Annotated in this window: 13 protein-coding genes; 8 read left to right on the top strand and 5 right to left on the bottom strand. The window is 67.0% G+C overall.

Annotation, left to right across the window (positions count from 1 at the left end; genetic code table 11):
- The first annotated feature begins 16 nt into the window (after positions 1–16).
- The 3 genes from VGP60_RS07325 to VGP60_RS07315 all read left to right on the top strand — a co-directional run bounded on the left by VGP60_RS07325 (position 17) and on the right by VGP60_RS07315 (position 2,710).
- Positions 17–802 (top strand): ABC transporter ATP-binding protein, encoded by a 786-nt coding sequence (locus VGP60_RS07325; RefSeq protein WP_327547114.1) that lies wholly within the window; start codon positions 17–19, stop codon positions 800–802.
- Positions 789–1,670 carry an ABC transporter permease gene (locus tag VGP60_RS07320; RefSeq protein ID WP_327547113.1) on the top strand — a complete coding sequence of 294 codons (882 nt, stop codon included), beginning with the start codon at positions 789–791 and terminating at the stop codon, positions 1,668–1,670. The genes VGP60_RS07325 and VGP60_RS07320 overlap by 14 nt, the downstream gene beginning before the upstream one ends.
- A 110-nt stretch (positions 1,671–1,780) precedes the next feature.
- Positions 1,781–2,710, top strand: coding sequence for an acyl-ACP desaturase (locus tag VGP60_RS07315; protein WP_327547112.1), 930 nt, complete (start codon positions 1,781–1,783; stop codon positions 2,708–2,710).
- 261 nt (positions 2,711–2,971) lie between these two features.
- Here the strand turns inward: VGP60_RS07315 and VGP60_RS07310 are convergent, their stop codons facing one another.
- The gene (locus VGP60_RS07310; protein ID WP_327547111.1) at positions 2,972–4,567 is read right to left on the bottom strand and encodes a DEAD/DEAH box helicase; all 1,596 of its coding nucleotides are present in this window, start codon (positions 4,565–4,567) and stop codon (positions 2,972–2,974) included.
- A 246-nt stretch (positions 4,568–4,813) separates the two neighbouring features.
- Between VGP60_RS07310 and VGP60_RS07305 the strand changes: the two genes are divergently transcribed.
- Positions 4,814–6,535, top strand: a complete 1,722-nt coding sequence (locus tag VGP60_RS07305) for an acyl-CoA dehydrogenase (RefSeq protein ID WP_327547110.1) — start codon at positions 4,814–4,816, stop codon at positions 6,533–6,535.
- Between the two features lie 59 nt (positions 6,536–6,594).
- Here VGP60_RS07305 and VGP60_RS07300 read toward each other — a convergent pair whose 3' ends face one another.
- The 3 genes from VGP60_RS07300 to VGP60_RS07290 all read right to left on the bottom strand — a co-directional run bounded on the left by VGP60_RS07300 (position 6,595) and on the right by VGP60_RS07290 (position 9,497).
- Positions 6,595–8,358 carry a translation factor GTPase family protein gene (locus VGP60_RS07300; protein WP_327547109.1) on the bottom strand — a complete coding sequence of 588 codons (1,764 nt, stop codon included), beginning with the start codon at positions 8,356–8,358 and terminating at the stop codon, positions 6,595–6,597.
- Positions 8,359–8,471: 113 nt separating this feature from the next.
- Complete coding sequence (locus VGP60_RS07295) at positions 8,472–8,642, bottom strand: DUF397 domain-containing protein (protein WP_327547108.1); 171 nt, start codon at positions 8,640–8,642, stop codon at positions 8,472–8,474.
- A 6-nt stretch (positions 8,643–8,648) separates the two neighbouring features.
- Complete coding sequence (locus VGP60_RS07290; RefSeq protein ID WP_327547107.1) at positions 8,649–9,497, bottom strand: helix-turn-helix transcriptional regulator; 849 nt, start codon at positions 9,495–9,497, stop codon at positions 8,649–8,651.
- A gap of 98 nt (positions 9,498–9,595) precedes the next feature.
- Between VGP60_RS07290 and VGP60_RS07285 the strand changes: the two genes are divergently transcribed.
- Genes VGP60_RS07285 through VGP60_RS07275 form a run of 3 tightly spaced genes read left to right on the top strand, consistent with a single transcriptional unit; the run spans position 9,596 to position 12,430 of the window.
- Positions 9,596–10,045: a hypothetical protein gene (locus VGP60_RS07285; RefSeq protein ID WP_327547106.1), complete on the top strand. Its 450-nt coding sequence runs from the start codon at positions 9,596–9,598 to the stop codon at positions 10,043–10,045.
- On the top strand, positions 9,942–10,712 hold the full coding sequence (locus tag VGP60_RS07280) for a 2-keto-4-pentenoate hydratase (protein WP_327547105.1): 771 nt from the start codon (positions 9,942–9,944) through the stop codon (positions 10,710–10,712). The genes VGP60_RS07285 and VGP60_RS07280 overlap by 104 nt, the downstream gene beginning before the upstream one ends.
- The gene (locus VGP60_RS07275; RefSeq protein WP_327547104.1) at positions 10,709–12,430 is read left to right on the top strand and encodes a hypothetical protein; all 1,722 of its coding nucleotides are present in this window, start codon (positions 10,709–10,711) and stop codon (positions 12,428–12,430) included. Before VGP60_RS07280 ends, VGP60_RS07275 begins: the two co-directional genes overlap by 4 nt.
- Positions 12,431–12,486: 56 nt before the next feature.
- On the opposite strand, the gene VGP60_RS07270 is transcribed toward VGP60_RS07275, so the two are convergent.
- On the bottom strand, positions 12,487–14,835 hold the full coding sequence (locus tag VGP60_RS07270; RefSeq protein WP_327547103.1) for a Tex family protein: 2,349 nt from the start codon (positions 14,833–14,835) through the stop codon (positions 12,487–12,489).
- Positions 14,836–14,987: 152 nt separating this feature from the next.
- Between VGP60_RS07270 and VGP60_RS07265 the strand changes: the two genes are divergently transcribed.
- Positions 14,988–16,490: a chitinase gene (locus VGP60_RS07265; RefSeq protein ID WP_327547102.1), complete on the top strand. Its 1,503-nt coding sequence runs from the start codon at positions 14,988–14,990 to the stop codon at positions 16,488–16,490.
- Positions 16,491–16,738 lie beyond the last annotated feature (248 nt).

The following is a 16,738-nucleotide window of genomic DNA, read 5'->3' as shown; positions in this document are numbered from 1 at the left end:
AGGAAGGCTGCAGCAGATGAGCGTCGCACTCGATGGCACGCCCAAGCTCCGCTCGACCGGTGTCGCGGTGAAACTGGACAGCGTGCGCAAAGTGTTCGGCCGCGGGGACCGGGCCGTGACCGCACTCGACGGGCTCGATCTCGAAGTCGCGCCGGGTGAGTTCGTGGCCCTGCTCGGCGCGTCCGGCTGCGGCAAGAGCACGCTGCTCAACCTCGTCGCGGGGCTGGACAAGCCGACCTCGGGCGAGATCACGCTGAACACCTCACGCCCGGCGGTGATGTTCCAGGAAGCGGCGCTGATGCCGTGGCTGAACGCGGCCCGCAACGTCGAACTTCCGTTGCGGCTGGCCGGTTTCGGCCGCGTGGAGCGCAAGGCCAAGGCCGCCGAACTGCTCGAGTTGGTGCGGCTCGGCGGCGTCGGCTCCAAGCGGCCGCACGAGCTTTCCGGTGGCATGCGGCAGCGTGTCGCGCTCGCCAGGGCGCTCGCCGCGACACTGCGGGTCGACGGTTCGCAGGAACCCGCGCTGCTGCTGATGGACGAGCCGTTCGCCGCGCTCGACGCGATCACGCGCGACGTCATGCAGGGCGAGCTGCTGCGCGTCTACGAGAGCACCGGCACCGCCGTCCTGTTCGTCACCCACGACGTCCGCGAAGCCGTGCGACTGGGCCAGCGCGTTGTCCTGCTTTCGTCGCGACCCGGCCGGGTCGTGCGGGAGTGGGCCGGCGCGCCCGACGACGTCGAGCTCACCGAAGAGATCACGGCACATCTGCGAGAGGTGATCAGCACCCATGCCGCAGCTTGACCGCTCGGCCGATCTTTCCGCGGTCGAAGCCGGACTGGACGCGCTCGACACTCCGGCGTCCGATCGGCGGGAGAGCGGCGGCGTGCGATTCCTGCGCGCAGTCGTGCCACCGCTGGTCGCGCTCGTGCTGTTGATCGTCGTCTGGCAAATCCTGTGGGCGGCCGCTTTCTGGCCGGAGACGCAGCTTCCCGCGCCGCTGGACGTCTGGTCGCGGCTCTGGGAGGTCTCCGCCGACGGCGAGATCCTCGGCATCGTGTGGACGTCGGTCCATCGCGCGGTGCTCGGGTTCCTCATCGGCGTCGTGATCGGCACGCCGCTCGGGCTGCTCGTCGCGAAGGTGCGCGTGGTGCGCGCGGCGATCGGGCCGCTGCTCAGCGGGTTGCAGAGCCTGCCTTCGGTGGCCTGGGTGCCCGCGGCGATCCTGTGGTTCGGCCTGAACGACGGCTCGATCTACTTCGTGGTGCTGATGGGTTCGGTGCCGTCGATCGCGAACGGCCTGGTGTCGGGGATCGATCAGATCCCGCCGATCCTGCCGCGGGTGGGTCAGGTGATGGGCGCGGGCAAGCTTTCGTCCGCGCGGCACATCCTGCTGCCCGCCGCGTTGCCCGGTTTTCTCGCGGGTCTGAAGCAGGGCTGGGCGTTCTCCTGGCGGTCGCTGATGGCGGCGGAACTGATCGCGCTTTCGCCGCAGCTCGGGATGGGTCTCGGGGCGTATCTCAACCAGGGCTCGTCGTTCAGCGACATGCCGACGGTGATCGCCGCGATCTTCCTGATCCTGCTGGTGGGAGTGGGTATCGAGCTCGCCGTTTTCCGTCCGGTGGAGCGCGCTGTGCTGCGTTCGCGGGGGCTCACCGGGTCGTTCTCCTAGCAGGTCCGCGCGGGAACGAATTGGTCACACTGTTCGTTTCCATAACCTACGGTGCCGTAACTTACGGCTTCGTAGGTTGATGCCGCGCACCGCCGGAAGGACAGACTCGCATGCCCGTGTTGGACACCACCGCCCTGATGCACGAACTGGAATCGACGGTCGAGGAAAACCTCAACCGTCATCTCGGCTCGGCGAAGGAATGGATGCCGCACGAGTATGTGCCCTGGAGTCAGGGCAAGGACTTCGCCGACCTCGGCGGCGAGGCGTGGGACCCGGAGCAGTCGCGGGTCACCCCGCTCGCCCGGACCGCGCTCGAGGTCAACCTGCTGACCGAAGACAACCTGCCCAGCTACCACCGCGAGATCGAGCGCGCCTTCGGCCGCGACGGCGCCTGGGGCACCTGGGTGCACCGCTGGACCGCCGAAGAGGGCCGCCACGGCATCGTCATCCGCGACTACCTGCTGGTGACGCGCGCTGTCGACCCCGTCGAACTCGAGCGCAACCGCATGCTGACCATGGAAGCCGGGTACGACAGCGGGGACAAGCCGCTGCTGAACGTCCTGGCGTACGTGTCGTTCCAGGAACTCGCGACCCGCATTTCGCACCGCAACACCGGCCGCTACACGCAGGACCCGCTGTGCGAGAAGCTCCTGACCAGGGTCTCGACCGACGAGAACCTGCACATGATCTTCTACCGCAACCTCGTCACCGCGTCGCTGCAGCTCTCGCCGAACGAGATGATCCGCGCGATCACCGACGAGGTCGTCAACTTCCAGATGCCGGGCAAGATCCTGCCCGGCTTCATCCGCAAGGCCGCGCAGATGGCCAAGGCGGGGATCTACGACCTGGTGCTGCACCACGACGACGTCATCTGGCCGCTGCTGCGCCACTGGAAGATCTTCGAGATCGAAGGCCTCAACGAGGTCGGTGAGTCCGCGCGTCAGGAATTGCACACCTTCCTGACCGACCTCAAGACCCAGGCCAACCGCTTCGACGAGCGCCGCGCCCACCTGCTGGCCCGCGAAGCCGCCCGCGTCTAACCCCGTTGGCGGGGGATCAAGGGAGCTTTACTACCGCGAAACGATAGTAAAGCTCCCTTGCTCCCGCTTTTAGTTGCACGCGCGGGTAGTTGAATGCTCTACGATCTCCGGCGACCAACGCGCTATGAACGGACCTTTCCTTGCGGTTTTCGCAAGGAAAGGTCCGTTCATAGCGTTGTAGGCCCAGAACGCGAGGAAGGGTCCCTTCATCGCGAAAAACGCCAGGAAGGGACCCTTCCTGTCACGTGAAGCCGAGCGGGACTACCTGCCGCCGCCGCGACGGCCACCAGCGCGGGTGCCGGAAGAGAACGCCGCAGCGCCCCCGCGTCCACCCGAAGCGGCGCCGCCGGACTGACCGCGTCCACCGGTCGCGGCCGCTTGGCCACGCCCGCCGGACTTCGAACCGCCCTGCGACTGACCGCGGCCCGAAGTCGAGCCGCCCGTCGAAGTGCTGTGCACCGGAGTGCTGCCGCCGCGACCCGCGGAGCCGCCACGTCCTGAACCAGCGCGGCCCGAGCCGCCCTGACCGGCCGCCGCCGCAGCGCCGCCACGGCCGCCACCGGCGCGAGCCGCACCACCGCGACCGCCACCGCCGCCACGACCCGAAGCGACCTTGGGAGCGGCGTTCCGGCGCGGCTGCTTCGGCGGGGTCGCCACGGCGGCCGGACGGACCAGCGGAGCGGCGAAAGTGCGCTCACCCGGCGCGAGCTGGATGAGGAGCGGGTGTCCGGGGGCGATCCGAGTGGTGGTCGGCTTGATGCCGGCCTTGCGGGTCAGGTCGCGGACGTCGGAGACCTGCTCGTCGGTCATCAGCGTGACGACCGTGCCGCTGGCGCCGGCGCGAGCCGTACGGCCGGAGCGGTGCAGGTACGCCTTGTGCTCGACGGGCGGGTCGGCGTGGATGACCAGCGTGACGTCGTCGACGTGGATGCCGCGCGCGGCGATGTCGGTGGCGACCATCGTCTTCGCGGTGCCGTCGGAGAACGCGAGCAGGTTCCGGGTCCGGGCCGTCTGGCCCAGGTTCCCGTGCAGCTCGACCGCCGGGATGCCCGACGCGTTGAGCTGCTTGGTCAGCGTCTTCGCGCGGTGCTTGGTGCGGGTGAAGACCAGCGTGCGGCCCGGCGCGGCGGTGAGGTCGACCAGCACCGGCAGGCGGCTGTCCTGGTTGACGTGCAGCACGTGGTGCGTCATCGCGTCGACCGGCGACTGCGCCGAGTCCACGCTGTGCGTGACCGGGTCGGTCATGAAGCGCTTGACCAGCACGTCGACACCCGCGTCGAGCGTCGCCGAGAACAGCAGGCGCTGACCGGTGCGCGGAGTCTGCTCGAGCAGCTTCTTCACGGCGGGCAGGAAGCCGAGGTCGGCCATGTGGTCGGCCTCGTCGAGCACGGTGATCTCGACGGCGTCGAGCTTCGCGTTGCCCTGCTGGAGGTGGTCGGTGAGGCGGCCGGGGCAGGCGACGACGATGTCGACGCCGTCGCGCAACGCGGTGACCTGCGGGTTCTGGCTGACGCCACCGAAGATCGTGACCGTCCGCAGCGAAAGCGCCTTGGCCAGCGGGGCGATGGACGCCTCGATCTGACTGACGAGTTCACGCGTCGGCGCCAGGATCAGCGCGCGCGGGCGGCCCGAGCGGCGACGGCTGGGGCCGGCGGCCAGGCGCGCGAGCACCGGGAGGACGAAGGCATACGTCTTGCCCGAGCCGGTGCGGCCTCGGCCGAGCACGTCGCGGCCTTCGAGCGAGTGCGGCAGCGTGGCCGTCTGGATCGGGAACGGGGATTCGATGCCCTGGGCGGCGAGCGCCTCCGCGAGTACCGCGGGCACGCCGAGCTCAAGGAAGGAAGGTGTGGAATTCATGATGGACGGGCGCTTGGACGCCCTGATTCTCCGTACGTGGAAGGGTTGTCCTGCCCGGCGCAGACCTCGACGGCCGCGGCGCGTGGTAGTCGACAACGAAACGCGGCCCGAGGCAGAACTGGGCGGGCCGCAAGATCAGTATACGTGATGGGGTGACGGACCCCTATGTGACATTGCCCGTACTCTCCCGTCTTGCTAAGTTACCGGCGGGTAATCATTTGGGGCGAGGAAGCAGGGGCAGAAGACATGAGCAAGGCGTTGTTGCTGAACCCGAAGGGCTACGACCCGCAGCGGTTCGACGCGGAGACCCGGCGATTGCTGCGCGCGACCATCGACTGGTTCGAGGCCCGCGGTAAGCACAAGCTCGTCGAGGACTACCACGCCAAGGTCTTCTACTCGGACTTCCTCGAATTCGCCGCGAAGGAAGGCCTCTTCGCCACCTTCTTCACGCCCGCCGCGAACGCCGACGGCAACGCCGGCAAGCGCTGGGACACCAGCCGTATCGCGGAGCTCTCGGAAATCCTCGGTTTCTACGGGCTCAATTATTGGTATCCGATGCAGGTGACCGTGCTCGGGCTCGGCCCGGTGTGGCAGAGCGGCAACGACGTCGCCCGCAAGCGCGCCGCCGACGCACTCGACGCCGGTGGGGTCGCCGCGTTCGGACTGTCCGAAAAGGACCATGGCGCCGATATCTACTCCTCGGACCTGGTGCTCACCCCGGACGGCTCCGGCGGCTACCTCGCCAACGGCTCGAAGTACTACATCGGCAACGGGAACTGTGCCGGCACGGTCTCGGTGTTCGGCCGCATCGACGGTGTCGAGGGCCAGGACCAGTACGTCTTCTTCTACGCCGACTCGAACCACCCGAACTACCACGTCGTGAAGAACATCGTGCCCTCGCAGATGTACGTCGCCGAGTTCCGGCTCGAGGACTACCCGGTGCACGCCGAGGACCTGCTGCACACCGGCGCGGACGCCTTCAGCGCGGCGCTGAACACGGTCAACATCGGCAAGTTCAACCTGTGCTTCGGCGGCATCGGCATGGCCACGCACACGTTGTACGAGGGAATCACCCACGCGCACAACAGGATTCTGTACGGCAACCCCGTCACCGACTTCCCCCACGTGCGCCGCGAGTTCGTCGACGCCTACACGCGGCTGACGGCGATGAAGCTCTTCTCGGACCGCGCGGTGGACTACTTCCGCTCCGCGAACGCCGACGACCGCCGCTACCTGCTGTTCAACCCCATCACCAAGATGAAGGTGACGACCGAGGCCCAGCGCGTCATCGCGCAGGTCGCGGACATCGTGGCCGCCAAGGGTTTCGAGTCCGACAACTACCTCGCGCTGGCGAAGGTCGACGTCGACGGCCTGCCGAAGCTCGAAGGCACGGTCGCGGTGAACCTGGCGCTGATCGCGAAGTTCATGCCCGCCTACCTCTTCGCGCCCGAGGCCTACGAGCCGGTGCCGACGAGGTCCGACGCCACCGACGACGAGTTCCTGTTCCGCCAAGGCCCCGCGCGCGGCCTCGGCAAGGTGCGCTTCCACGACTGGCGCGCCGCGTACGAGAAGGCGTCGGCCATCCCGAACGTCGCGCGGTTCACCGAGCAGGCCGAGGGCCTGGTCAAGCTGCTCACCGAGGCCACGCCCGATGAGGCGCAGCAGAAGGACCTCGACTTCGGACTCGCGCTGACCGAGCTGTTCACGCTGGTCGTCTACGGCGGCTTGATCCTTGAGCAGGCGGAAATCGTCGGCGTCGAGTCCGAGCTCGTCGACCAGATCTTCGACTTCCTGGTGCGCGACTTCAGTGCCGCCGCGGTGGAACTGCTCGGCAAGTCCAGCTCGACCGACGCGCAACAGGCGCTCGCGCTGGCCGCGATCCGCAAGCCCGTCGTCGACGCCGACCGCTTCGGGCGGGTGTGGGAACAGGTTCGCGGCCTCTCCGGGGCTTACGAAATGGCGCCCTGACCCAGCGTGGCTCGTGAGTGCGTAACAGTGTTCTAACACTGTTACGCACTCACGACTGTCTACCGGGGGCGGTGGGTGTGGAAATGGGTGGTGAGGAGGGCGGTGCCGCCGGTGAGGGCGGGGAGTTGCCACTCGAAGGCGCGCAGGTGGGCGGTGGGGATCAGGGCGGTGAGGGTGTAGGTCTCGCCGGTGAGGGTCGGCGGGTCGGGGAGGGCACCGCTGGTGGTCAGGGCGGTGAGGACGGAGCTGAGGGCGGGGGCTGGGATTTCCAGGGTGAGGCGGTCGATGGGTTCGCAGACGGCGGTGCGTGCGTTGCGGAGGGCCGTGGTGAGGACTTCGCGGGTCTGGATGCGGAAATCGGCGGCGACGGTCACCGGGCTGTCGTAGCCGGTGTGGGTGAGGACTACCGAACAGTCGGTCACCTGCCAGCCGTGAAGACCCTCGCGAAGGGTCGCGGCGACGGTTTCCTCGATGGCGGTCAGGAACGCACGGGGGAGTGAGCCGCGTTCGGCTTCGAGGACGAACTGGTTGCCCGTGGCCGAGGGTTCGACTCGCAGGCCGACCGTTGCGGGGTAAGGGCTCTGGCCCATGAACTCCACGGCCGAGCCGACGCCGACAGGGCGTTCGACGCAGATGATCCGCGGCGGTGAGAAAGCGGCATCGACGCCGTACTCTTCGGACAGTCGCGCGGCGAGGACTTCCTGTTGTACCTCGCCGTAGAGCGAGACGGTGATGGTGTGATGCCGGGGATCACGGCGGACGTTGATGAGCGGGTCCTGTTCCGCGAGTTCGCTCAGGGCCGTGTAGAGGTCGCCGGGATTTTGAGACGTGACAACGGTTTCCAGGGTGGGCGGGCGGAAACGTGGTGGCTCGGGACGGGTTGACGACGAGCCGAGGCGGTCGCCGACCTTGATGCCCCGCAAGCCGGTCAGGCGCGCGATCCCTCCGGCGCCGACGTGCCCCGGGTGGACGGCGGTGACCTTGGCGGACTCGACGATCGTGCCGGTAGAGGTCCGCCGCGAGTAGGTGACGATGTCGCGAGCCGTGACGGAGCCGGAGAAAATCCGCGCTACGGCTTGTTTGTCTTGTTCGATGGCGAAGACCGTGCCGTCGAGGGGAGCGGTGTCGTCGCCTTGGGCGGTCGGGAGGAAATCGGTGATTCCTTGGAGCAGGGCGTCGATACCGGCGCCGGTGACGGCTGAGCCGAAGAAGACCGGGTGTACGAGAGCCGCGCTGATTTGCGCGGCCAGTTCTTCGCGCAGGGTGTCTGCGTCGAGGGATTCTGTTTCGTACAAATATGTTTTGAGGACGTCGTCGTTGTGTTCGGCGAGGATCTCGGCGGCTCGTTGAGGATCGCGCATGGAGATCGCCGATGGGCTGAGCCAGCGTTCGATGTCGGCCATCAGCGACTCGTAGCGGGCGCCGGGGCGGTCGATTTTGTTGACGAACAGCAGGGTCGGCAGGCCCATGGCTTTCAGTGTCCGCATGAGGAGGCGGGTTTGGGCCTGGACGCCTTCAATGGCGGACAGCACGAGGATCGCGCCGTCGAGTACGCCAAGGGCGCGTTCGACTTCGGCGATGAAGTCGGCGTGGCCGGGGGTGTCGATGAGGTGGATCTCGTGGTCGCCGCTGGTGAAGGTGGCGACAGCGGAACGGATGGTGATGCCACGCCTGCGTTCCAGGTCCATGGCGTCGGTTTGGGTGCTGCCTTCGTCGACCGCGCCCATCCGGGCGATCGCGCCGCCCTCGAAGAGGAGGCGTTCGGTCAGGCTGGTTTTACCGGCGTCTACGTGCGCGAGAATGCCGAGGTTGAGCATCCGCATGTGGCGGGGTGTCCTTACGTGCGAGCGTCCGACGGAAGGTGGGGCCTGTCGAAACTCGCCGCATGTACCGCTCCTCGCGCTCGGACACTCTTACCCGGCGGACGGTAGCAGGGTTACTCGGTGGGGCGCCTCTGGTTTTCCAGCAGGGCCGTCCAGGCGGAGGCGGAGAGGGAGAGGGTGCCGCCATCACGGTCTTTGGTGTCCCGGACACCCACGCGGCTGGAGGTCACGGAGACCTCGACGCACTCGCCTTGCGTTCCGCTGTAGCTGGACTTGCGCCACATCGTGTTTCACCCTTTGCCGTAGTCATCCGCCACCGAGCCCAGAAAATTCAATGAATCCCCTGGTCCCAGCGCTGTGTGGATCAGTGTATCCGTCGCTTCGTGAAACGGTGCTACCTCGTTGGCCTCGTCGAGGAACAGCGAAGACCGCTTGTGCTCCAGGTAGACGATGGTTCGTGCCTTGAAGAATTCAAGGATGACATAGGTTCCGTCCAGACCGGTGTGTGTTCCGGCTGAGAACGGCAGGATTCGTATTTCCACGTGTGGCCGGTTCGCGAGGTCCATGATTCGGCGGACTTGCGAGACCATCACTTCGGGACCGCCGACCGGCCTGCGGAGTACTGCTTCGTCGATGATTGCCAGGTAGTGAGGCGGCTTGGGTCTGGACAGAATGGCCTGTCGGCCCAATCGTGTGGCGACCATCGTCTCTGTTTCAGGTTCGGTCACATCGCCTGAGGTCATGACTGCTCGGGCGTACTCGGCGGTTTGCATCAGTCCGGGGACCCGAAGCATTGAAGCGTGGATGATCTGAGTGGCCTCGGACTCGAAGCGGATCAGGGCTGGAAGTTGTTGTGGCAGTGGAGTTCCGCTGGTCTCCCACCATCCTGGCAGGTGTGGTTCGCGAGACAGGTTCAAGAGTCTGTCGCGGTCTGGGCCGGTCACGCCGTAGGCCACCAGAAGCGCCGAAACGTCCTCCGGCTCGATCACCTTCCCGCCGTTCTCCAACCGGTTGAGCGTCGACGCGGACATCCCTACCAGCTTCGCGGCGCTTCGCGTGTTTAAGCCTGCTTCGCCACGAAGTTTCACCAATTCCGTTGCTAGACTGCGCATCCGCGCGGTTCCGTGTTTGGCATTCATCGGAACATCTCACCGAATTTTCCCTAATCGCGCCATCACTCGATCGGATTGCTTGTTTCAGGTTTTGGGACAATCCCCATTCATGCCAGTGTGGTCTCATGACGACTGAGCAAGACCTCGAAATCGCCCAGTGGATCGACCAGACGCCTCCTGGCCAGATCGTCACCTACAACCGTCACCAGGTCGGCGCCCTCATGCGCACCTGGGTCAAACAGAACTCACCACGCCGCTTCGCGATGTACGAGTACCACGACGACCAGTACGGGCTCGACGCCGAAGTGATCGCGTGGGGCCTCGACTTCGGTGATCGGGTCATCACCCAGTCGCCGGATCACCGCACGCGTGGCTGGTTCTCGTCGCTGGACAGTGTCCACTTTGTCCTCGCGTACGGAAAGGACGTCGAGTTCGTGTGGATCGACGACCTTCCCGTGGAAGAATCCCCCGATGACGAACGATCTCTCCGCGGCCGAGCTGCTCTGGGGTGCCTGGAGGACGGGTACTCAACTGCTGGGCCTGCCGGAGGACATCCGGCCGCGGAACGCCCTTGACGGCATGGCCATCCAGACCCGGCTGGAGGAACTCGCCGGGCCGGGTTTCGGCTGGAAGATCGGGGCCACGACAGCGACGGCCCGCGCGTTCCTCGGGGTGGAGGAGCCGTTCGCCGGCCGGATGTTCGCGCAGTTCCGGCATGCGGAAGGCGAGCTGATCCCCGCCGATTCGGTGATCCTGCCGGTCGCGGAACCCGAGTTCGCGTTCCGGATGGCCCGCGATCTCGATCCCGCTGTCGAGCACACGCTGGACGACGTGCTCGACGCCGTCGACTCGATGCTGCTCGCCGTCGAACTGCCGGATTCGAGGTACAAGGACTACGCGAATGTCGGGGGCAACCAGATCCTCGCGGATTCGGGATACAGCAAGCGTTTTGTCGCCGGTCGTGATGTGCCCGGCTGGCGTGACCTGGACTTGGCCGCGCAACCGGTCATCCTGCTGCTCAACGGCACCGAGTTCGCGCGCGGAACCGGCTCCGCCGTGCTCGGCGACCCACGTCTCGCCTTGCACTGGCTGGCCTTGGAGCTACCGAAGCTGGGACGGCGACTCAAGGCAGGCGAAATCGTCACCACCGGCACGGCCACCGCTCCCGCACCCGTCGTCTCGGGCTCGCATATCGTCGCCGACTTCGGTGACCTGGGCTCGGTCGAGGTCCGCTTCGCATGAGCAGATTCGCACGGGCGGTGAAGAAAGGCGGGTCGTTCGAGGGACGCGTGATCCAAGCCGACAAGCTCACCGAAGTGTTGCGCAGCGCGCCTCGGGCGCTGAAGGTGGCAGGAGCGCGGATCGTCGGCGAGCTCGACCTGTCCGACCTGCGGACCAGCGTGCCGTTGACGCTCACGTCCTGTCGGTTCGACCAGCCGATCCGCCTGGAACGGGCCCACCTCTCCTTCCTGGATCTCTCGCGTTGCACGATCCCGGCGATCTACGCCGACGGACTGCGGATCGAGCACGGGATCGTCCTGTCCGAGGTCCGGTGTCTCAAGGGTGGCATCGATCTGACCGACGCCGTCATCGGCGGGACCCTGTTATTGAGCGGCGCCGAGCTCGCCAACGACGAGGGCGCGGCCTTGGACGCCGATCGGCTGGTGGTGTCGGGATCGGTCTTCCTCCGCGCGGGATTCCGGGCGGAAGCGACCGACGAGCTGGGCGCCGTCCGGATGTTCGGAGCCCGTATCGGTGGCCAGCTGGACATGAGCGACGCCCGGGTGTCGAACACGGACGGGCCCGCGTTTGGCGCGGACGGCATGAGTGTCGAGGAGAGCGCTCACTTCAGCCGCGTTGCCGCGGCGACCACCTGCGACGACGACACGATCCGGCTACGTGGTGTCCACATCGGTGGTCAGCTGCGCATGGATGGCGCTCAGCTGACCAACACGGACGGACCGGCGGTGGGGGCCGACGGCATCACCGTCGACGGTGACGCCCAGTTCACCGAGGGTTTCCGAGCGGAGACGGCGTCTCCGAACGGCACGGTACGGCTGGCCGGGGCCCGGATCGGCGGTGAGTTGCAACTGTGGGGTGCGCAGCTGAAGAACAGCGCGGGCCCGGCCTTCCTCGGAGACCACCTGGTCGTCGGCGAAACTCTCACGTTCGGCGACGGGTTCCGGGCGGAGGGCGCGGGGCCTGACGGCTGTTTCCGGCTGTTCGGCGCACGGATCTCCGGCCAGCTGATCGGCAACGGCGGTCACCTCGTGTGCCAGGGAGGTCCGGCGCTGACCGCGTCCACTTGCCGGGTCGAGAGCACCGTGTTGTTCAACGACGGATTCCGGGCGGAATCCACTGGGGACGCCGCCACGATCATTTTCATCGACGCGCACTTCGGTACACAACTTTCCTTTCGTGACGCGGAAATCGTGCAGAACAACCCGGAACAGGATGGTATCGATCTGGACGGGGTCACGGTGAAGGGTTCGCTGGTGCTGCCGTTGTCGGGCACGCGTGTCGATGCCGACGGGCTGACCTACGCGCAGGTGCCGTGGGACGCGACGCTCGACGAGTGGCTGTCGATGCTCGCCGAGCATCCGGCGGGCTACCGGGCACAGCCGTATCAGCAGCTGGCCAAAGTCCACCGGGCCGCCGGGCACGAACGTGACGCGCGGCGGATTCTCATTGCCCAGCAACGAGATCTCCGACGTCGAGGGGATATCGGCGGGCCGTTCCGGCGGCTGGTGCACCGCCTCAGCGGAGTCCTGATCGGCTACGGCTACCGCCCCTGGCGCCCCTTGGGCGGCCTGCTCGCGACGGTCGTTTTGGCGCTGCTGCTCACTTTCGGCGCCGGCGCGCGGAATATGTCGACACATTCCCCAGGGCGGCCGCCTGGGGCGTGCACGGCGGTCGAGAACGTCGCGGGCTACACCGGCCTGGTACGCAAAAGCTCGTGAGTGGCTACGAGTGTTAGAACACTCGTAGCCACTCACGAGCCACGCTGGGTCGGGCCTTACTTTCCGAAGCCAGCCTTACGCAGTGCATCGGCCAGCGAGCCGGTGGGCGCGGGGGCGGAGGAGCGTGAGCCACCGCGGTTCTGCTGCGGCTTGCGCTGTCCCTGCTGCTGACGGCCGCCGCCACCGCCGCCACCGCCGCCACGCTCAGGCTTCGCGGCGCCGGGCTCGTCGTCCAGGCGCAGGGTGAGCGAGATCCGCTTGCGCGGGATGTCGACCTCCAGCACCTTCACCTTGACGATGTCGCCTGGCTTCACGACCTCACGCGGGTCCTTGACGAAGTTCTTCGACAGCGCGGAAACGTGCGCGAGACCGTCCTGGTGCACGCCGACGTCGATGAACGCGCCGAACGCGGCCACGTTGGTGACGACACCTTCCAGGCGCATGCCCGGCTTGAGGTCCGAAAGCTTGTCGACGCCCTCGGCGAAGGTCGCCGTCTTGAACGCGGGTCGCGGGTCGCGGCCGGGCTTTTCGAGTTCCGCCAGGATGTCCGTGACCGTCGGCAGACCGAACGTCTCGTCGACGAAGTCCTGCGGGCGCACGGCTTTCAAAGCGCGCTCGTTGCCGATCAGGCTCGGGAGATCAGTGCTCGTGGCCTGCATGATCTTGCGGACCACCGGGTACGCCTCGGGGTGCACGCTCGACGAGTCGAGCGGGTCGTCGCCGCCGGGGATGCGCAGGAAACCCGCGCACTGCTCGAACGCCTTCGGCCCGAGCCGCGCGACCTCCTTGAGCGCGAGCCGCGTCTTGAACGGGCCGTGCTCGTCGCGGTGCCCGACGATGTTCTCCGCCAGACCGGTCGTGATGCCGGAAACGCGGGTCAGCAGGGGAGCGGACGCGGTGTTGACGTCCACGCCGACCGCGTTCACACAGTCCTCGACCACCGCATCGAGTGATCGTGACAGCGAAACCTCAGACAGGTCGTGCTGGTACTGGCCGACACCGATGGACTTCGGGTCGATCTTCACCAGCTCGGCCAGCGGGTCCTGCAGGCGTCGCGCGATGGAGACCGCGCCGCGGAGCGAGACGTCCATGTCCGGCAGTTCGGCCGACGCGAACGCCGACGCCGAGTACACCGAAGCGCCCGCCTCGGAGACGATCGCCTTGGTGAGCTTCAGGTCCGGGTGCGCCTTGATCAGGTCGATCGCGAGCTTGTCGGTCTCGCGGGACGCGGTGCCGTTGCCGATCGAGATCAGGTCGACCTTGTGCTGGGCGGCGAGCTTGCCGAGTACAGCCAGCGAGCGGTCCCACTGGTTCTGCGGCTGGTGCGGGTAGATGACCTCGGTCGCGACGACCTTGCCGGTGTCGTCGACCACGGCCACCTTGACGCCGGTGCGGAAGCCGGGGTCAAGGCCCATCGTGGCGCGGGTGCCGGCGGGCGCGGCGAGCAGCAGGTCTCGGAGGTTTGACGCGAACACGCGCACGGCCTCGTCCTCGGCCGACTGGCGCAGGCGCATCCGCAGGTCGATGCCCAGGTGCAGCAGGATCTTCGTGCGCCACGCCCAGCGGACGGTGTCGGTCAGCCACTTGTCACCGGGCCTGCCGTTGGCCGCGATGCCGAAACGCTGCGCGATGCGCGTCTCGTAGTCGCTCGGGCCGGGCTTGGGCTCGTCGGACGGCTCTTCGGGCTCGATGTTGATGTCGAGCACGTCCTCTTTTTCGCCGCGGAACATCGCGAGGATGCGGTGCGACGGCATCTTCGTGAACGGCTCGGAGAACTCGAAGTAGTCGGAGAACTTGGCGCCGTCCTCGGCCTTGCCCTCGCGGAGCTTCGACGAGAGGCGGCCCTGCGACCACATCTTCTCGCGCAGCTCACCGATGAGGTCGGCGTCTTCGGCGAAGCGCTCGACCAGGATCGCGCGGGCGCCGTCCAGTGCGGCCTGCGTGTCCGCGATGCCCTTCTCGGCGTCGACGAAGACCGCGGCGGCGGCCTGCGGGTCGGTCGACGGGTCGTTGAGCAGGCCGTCGGCGAGCGGCTCGAGACCGGCTTCGCGCGCGACCTGCGCCTTCGTGCGCCGCTTCGGCTTGAACGGAAGGTAGATGTCCTCGAGCCGGGACTTCGTGTCCGCGGCGAGGATCGACGCTTCGAGGGCTTCGTCGAGCTTGCCTTGGCTGCGGATCGACTCCAGCACGGCCGTGCGCCGCTCGTTGAGCTCACGCAGGTAGCGCAGGCGCTCCTCCAGCGTGCGCAGCTGCGTGTCGTCGAGCATCCCGGTGACTTCCTTGCGGTACCGGGCGATGAACGGCACGGTGGAGCCGCTGTCGAGCAGGTCGACGGCGGCCTTGACCTGCCCTTCGCGCACATTCAGTTCTTCGGCGATCTTCTGCTCGACCGACTGCAAGCCCACTGTCCACGATCCCTTCGGTTAAGTCAGGCCTCACATTGTGCCGCTGACGGCCCTGCGACTTTCGTATGACCCTCTCGAAGCCACCTCTTGACACCTTGATTGGTCTAGTCCATTTTTAAGTGGTCCATATCACCAGTTCAGGTGGAGGTACCGTGGCGATCAAACCCAAACACGCGCTCGCGGCGCTGTTTTCCGCTTTGGGGGTGTGCGCCGGCCTGCTGCTGGTCGTCTCCGGCAACGCGACCGCCGCCAACATCCTGAGCAATCCCGGTTTCGAGGACGGGAACCTCAGCGGCTGGACGTGTACCGGCGGCGGCGTCGTGAGCACTCCGACGCACTCCGGCACCAAGGCGCTTTCCGGCACACCCGCAGGTCAGGACAACGCGAGGTGCTCGCAGAACGTCGCGGTCAAGCCGAACACCGCGTACAAACTGACCGCCTGGGTGCAGGGCAGCTACGTCTACCTCGGCGCGGCCGGCACGGGCACCACCGAGGTCAGCACCTGGACGCCCGGGGCTTCTTCCTGGACGCAGCTGACGGTCAACTTCACCACCGGCGCGGCCAGCACGAGCGTCGGCATCTACGTGCACGGCTGGTACGGCCAGCCGACGTACTTCGCCGATGACGTCAGCCTCGACGGCCCGGGCGGCACCCCGCCGACCACGACGACCAAGCCCCCGACGTCGACGACGACCACTCTGCCGCCGTCGACCACGACGACCCCGCCGACCACGACCACGAGCAAGCCGCCGACCGACACCGCGCTGCCGAAGCACCTGCTCACCGGCTACTGGCAGAACTTCTTCAACGGCGCGAAGGCGTTGAAGCTGGCGGACGTCCCGACCCGCTACAACATCATCGCGGTCTCGTTCGCCGACGCCGACACGAGCAAGCCAGGCGCGGTCAGCTTCACGCTCGACTCGGGTCTGTCGAGTCAGCTCGGCGGCTACACCGACGCGCAGTTCAAGGCCGACATCAAGACCGTGCAGAGCCGCGGCCAGAAGGTCATCATCTCCGTCGGTGGCCAGAACGGCACGATCAGCGTCGGCGACCCGACGGCGTCCGCGAACTTCGCGAACAGCATCGGCACGCTGATCCAGAACTACGGCTTCGACGGCGTCGACATCGACCTCGAAAACGGCGTCAACGCCACGCACATGGGTTCCGCGCTGCGGAGCATCTACGCCAAGGGCGGCACGGTCATCACGATGGCGCCGCAGACGATCGACATGCAGTCGACGTCCGGTGGGTACTTCCAGCTGGCGCTCGGGATCAAGGACATCCTGACGATCGTCAACATGCAGTACTACAACTCCGGCTCGATGAACGGCTGCAACGGGCAGGTCTACTCGCAGGGCTCGGTCGACTTCCTCACCGCGCTGGCGTGCATCCAGCTGCAGGGCGGGCTGCGGGCGGACCAGGTCGGGATCGGCGTTCCGGCGTCGCCCCAGGGCGCGGGTAGCGGCTATGTGTCGCCGACCATCGTGAACAACGCGCTGGACTGCCTGGCGAAGGCCGTCAACTGTGGTGCCTACAAGCCCGCGACGCCGTACCCGGCGATCCGCGGGGCGATGACCTGGTCGATCAACTGGGACGCGTCGAACAACTACGCGTGGGCCAACGCCGTCGGCGGGCACCTCGCCACGCTGCCGTAGCTGGTCACCTCAAGTCGTATGAAGGGTCCGTTCCTCTCAGTTTTCGAGAGGAACGGACCCTTCATAGCGTTTTGCCCGTGATACCCCGCGTCCGCAACTACCGCCATCTGTCGACAGATGGCGGACACTTTTTTCTTTCTGCGGGGTGTCGAATGGCGTCGGGCCTGTTCGTAGCCAAGGTGAGAGTCCGGCAACGGGCTGGTTCGCCTGACACTTGCCTGGAGGTCGTCCGCCTGGCGAGGGCGCTC

The sequence above is a fragment of the Amycolatopsis sp. genome, from assembly GCF_036008905.1.
Lineage (GTDB): Bacteria > Actinomycetota > Actinomycetes > Mycobacteriales > Pseudonocardiaceae > Amycolatopsis.
This window is presented reverse-complemented; position numbering and strand designations above follow the sequence as displayed.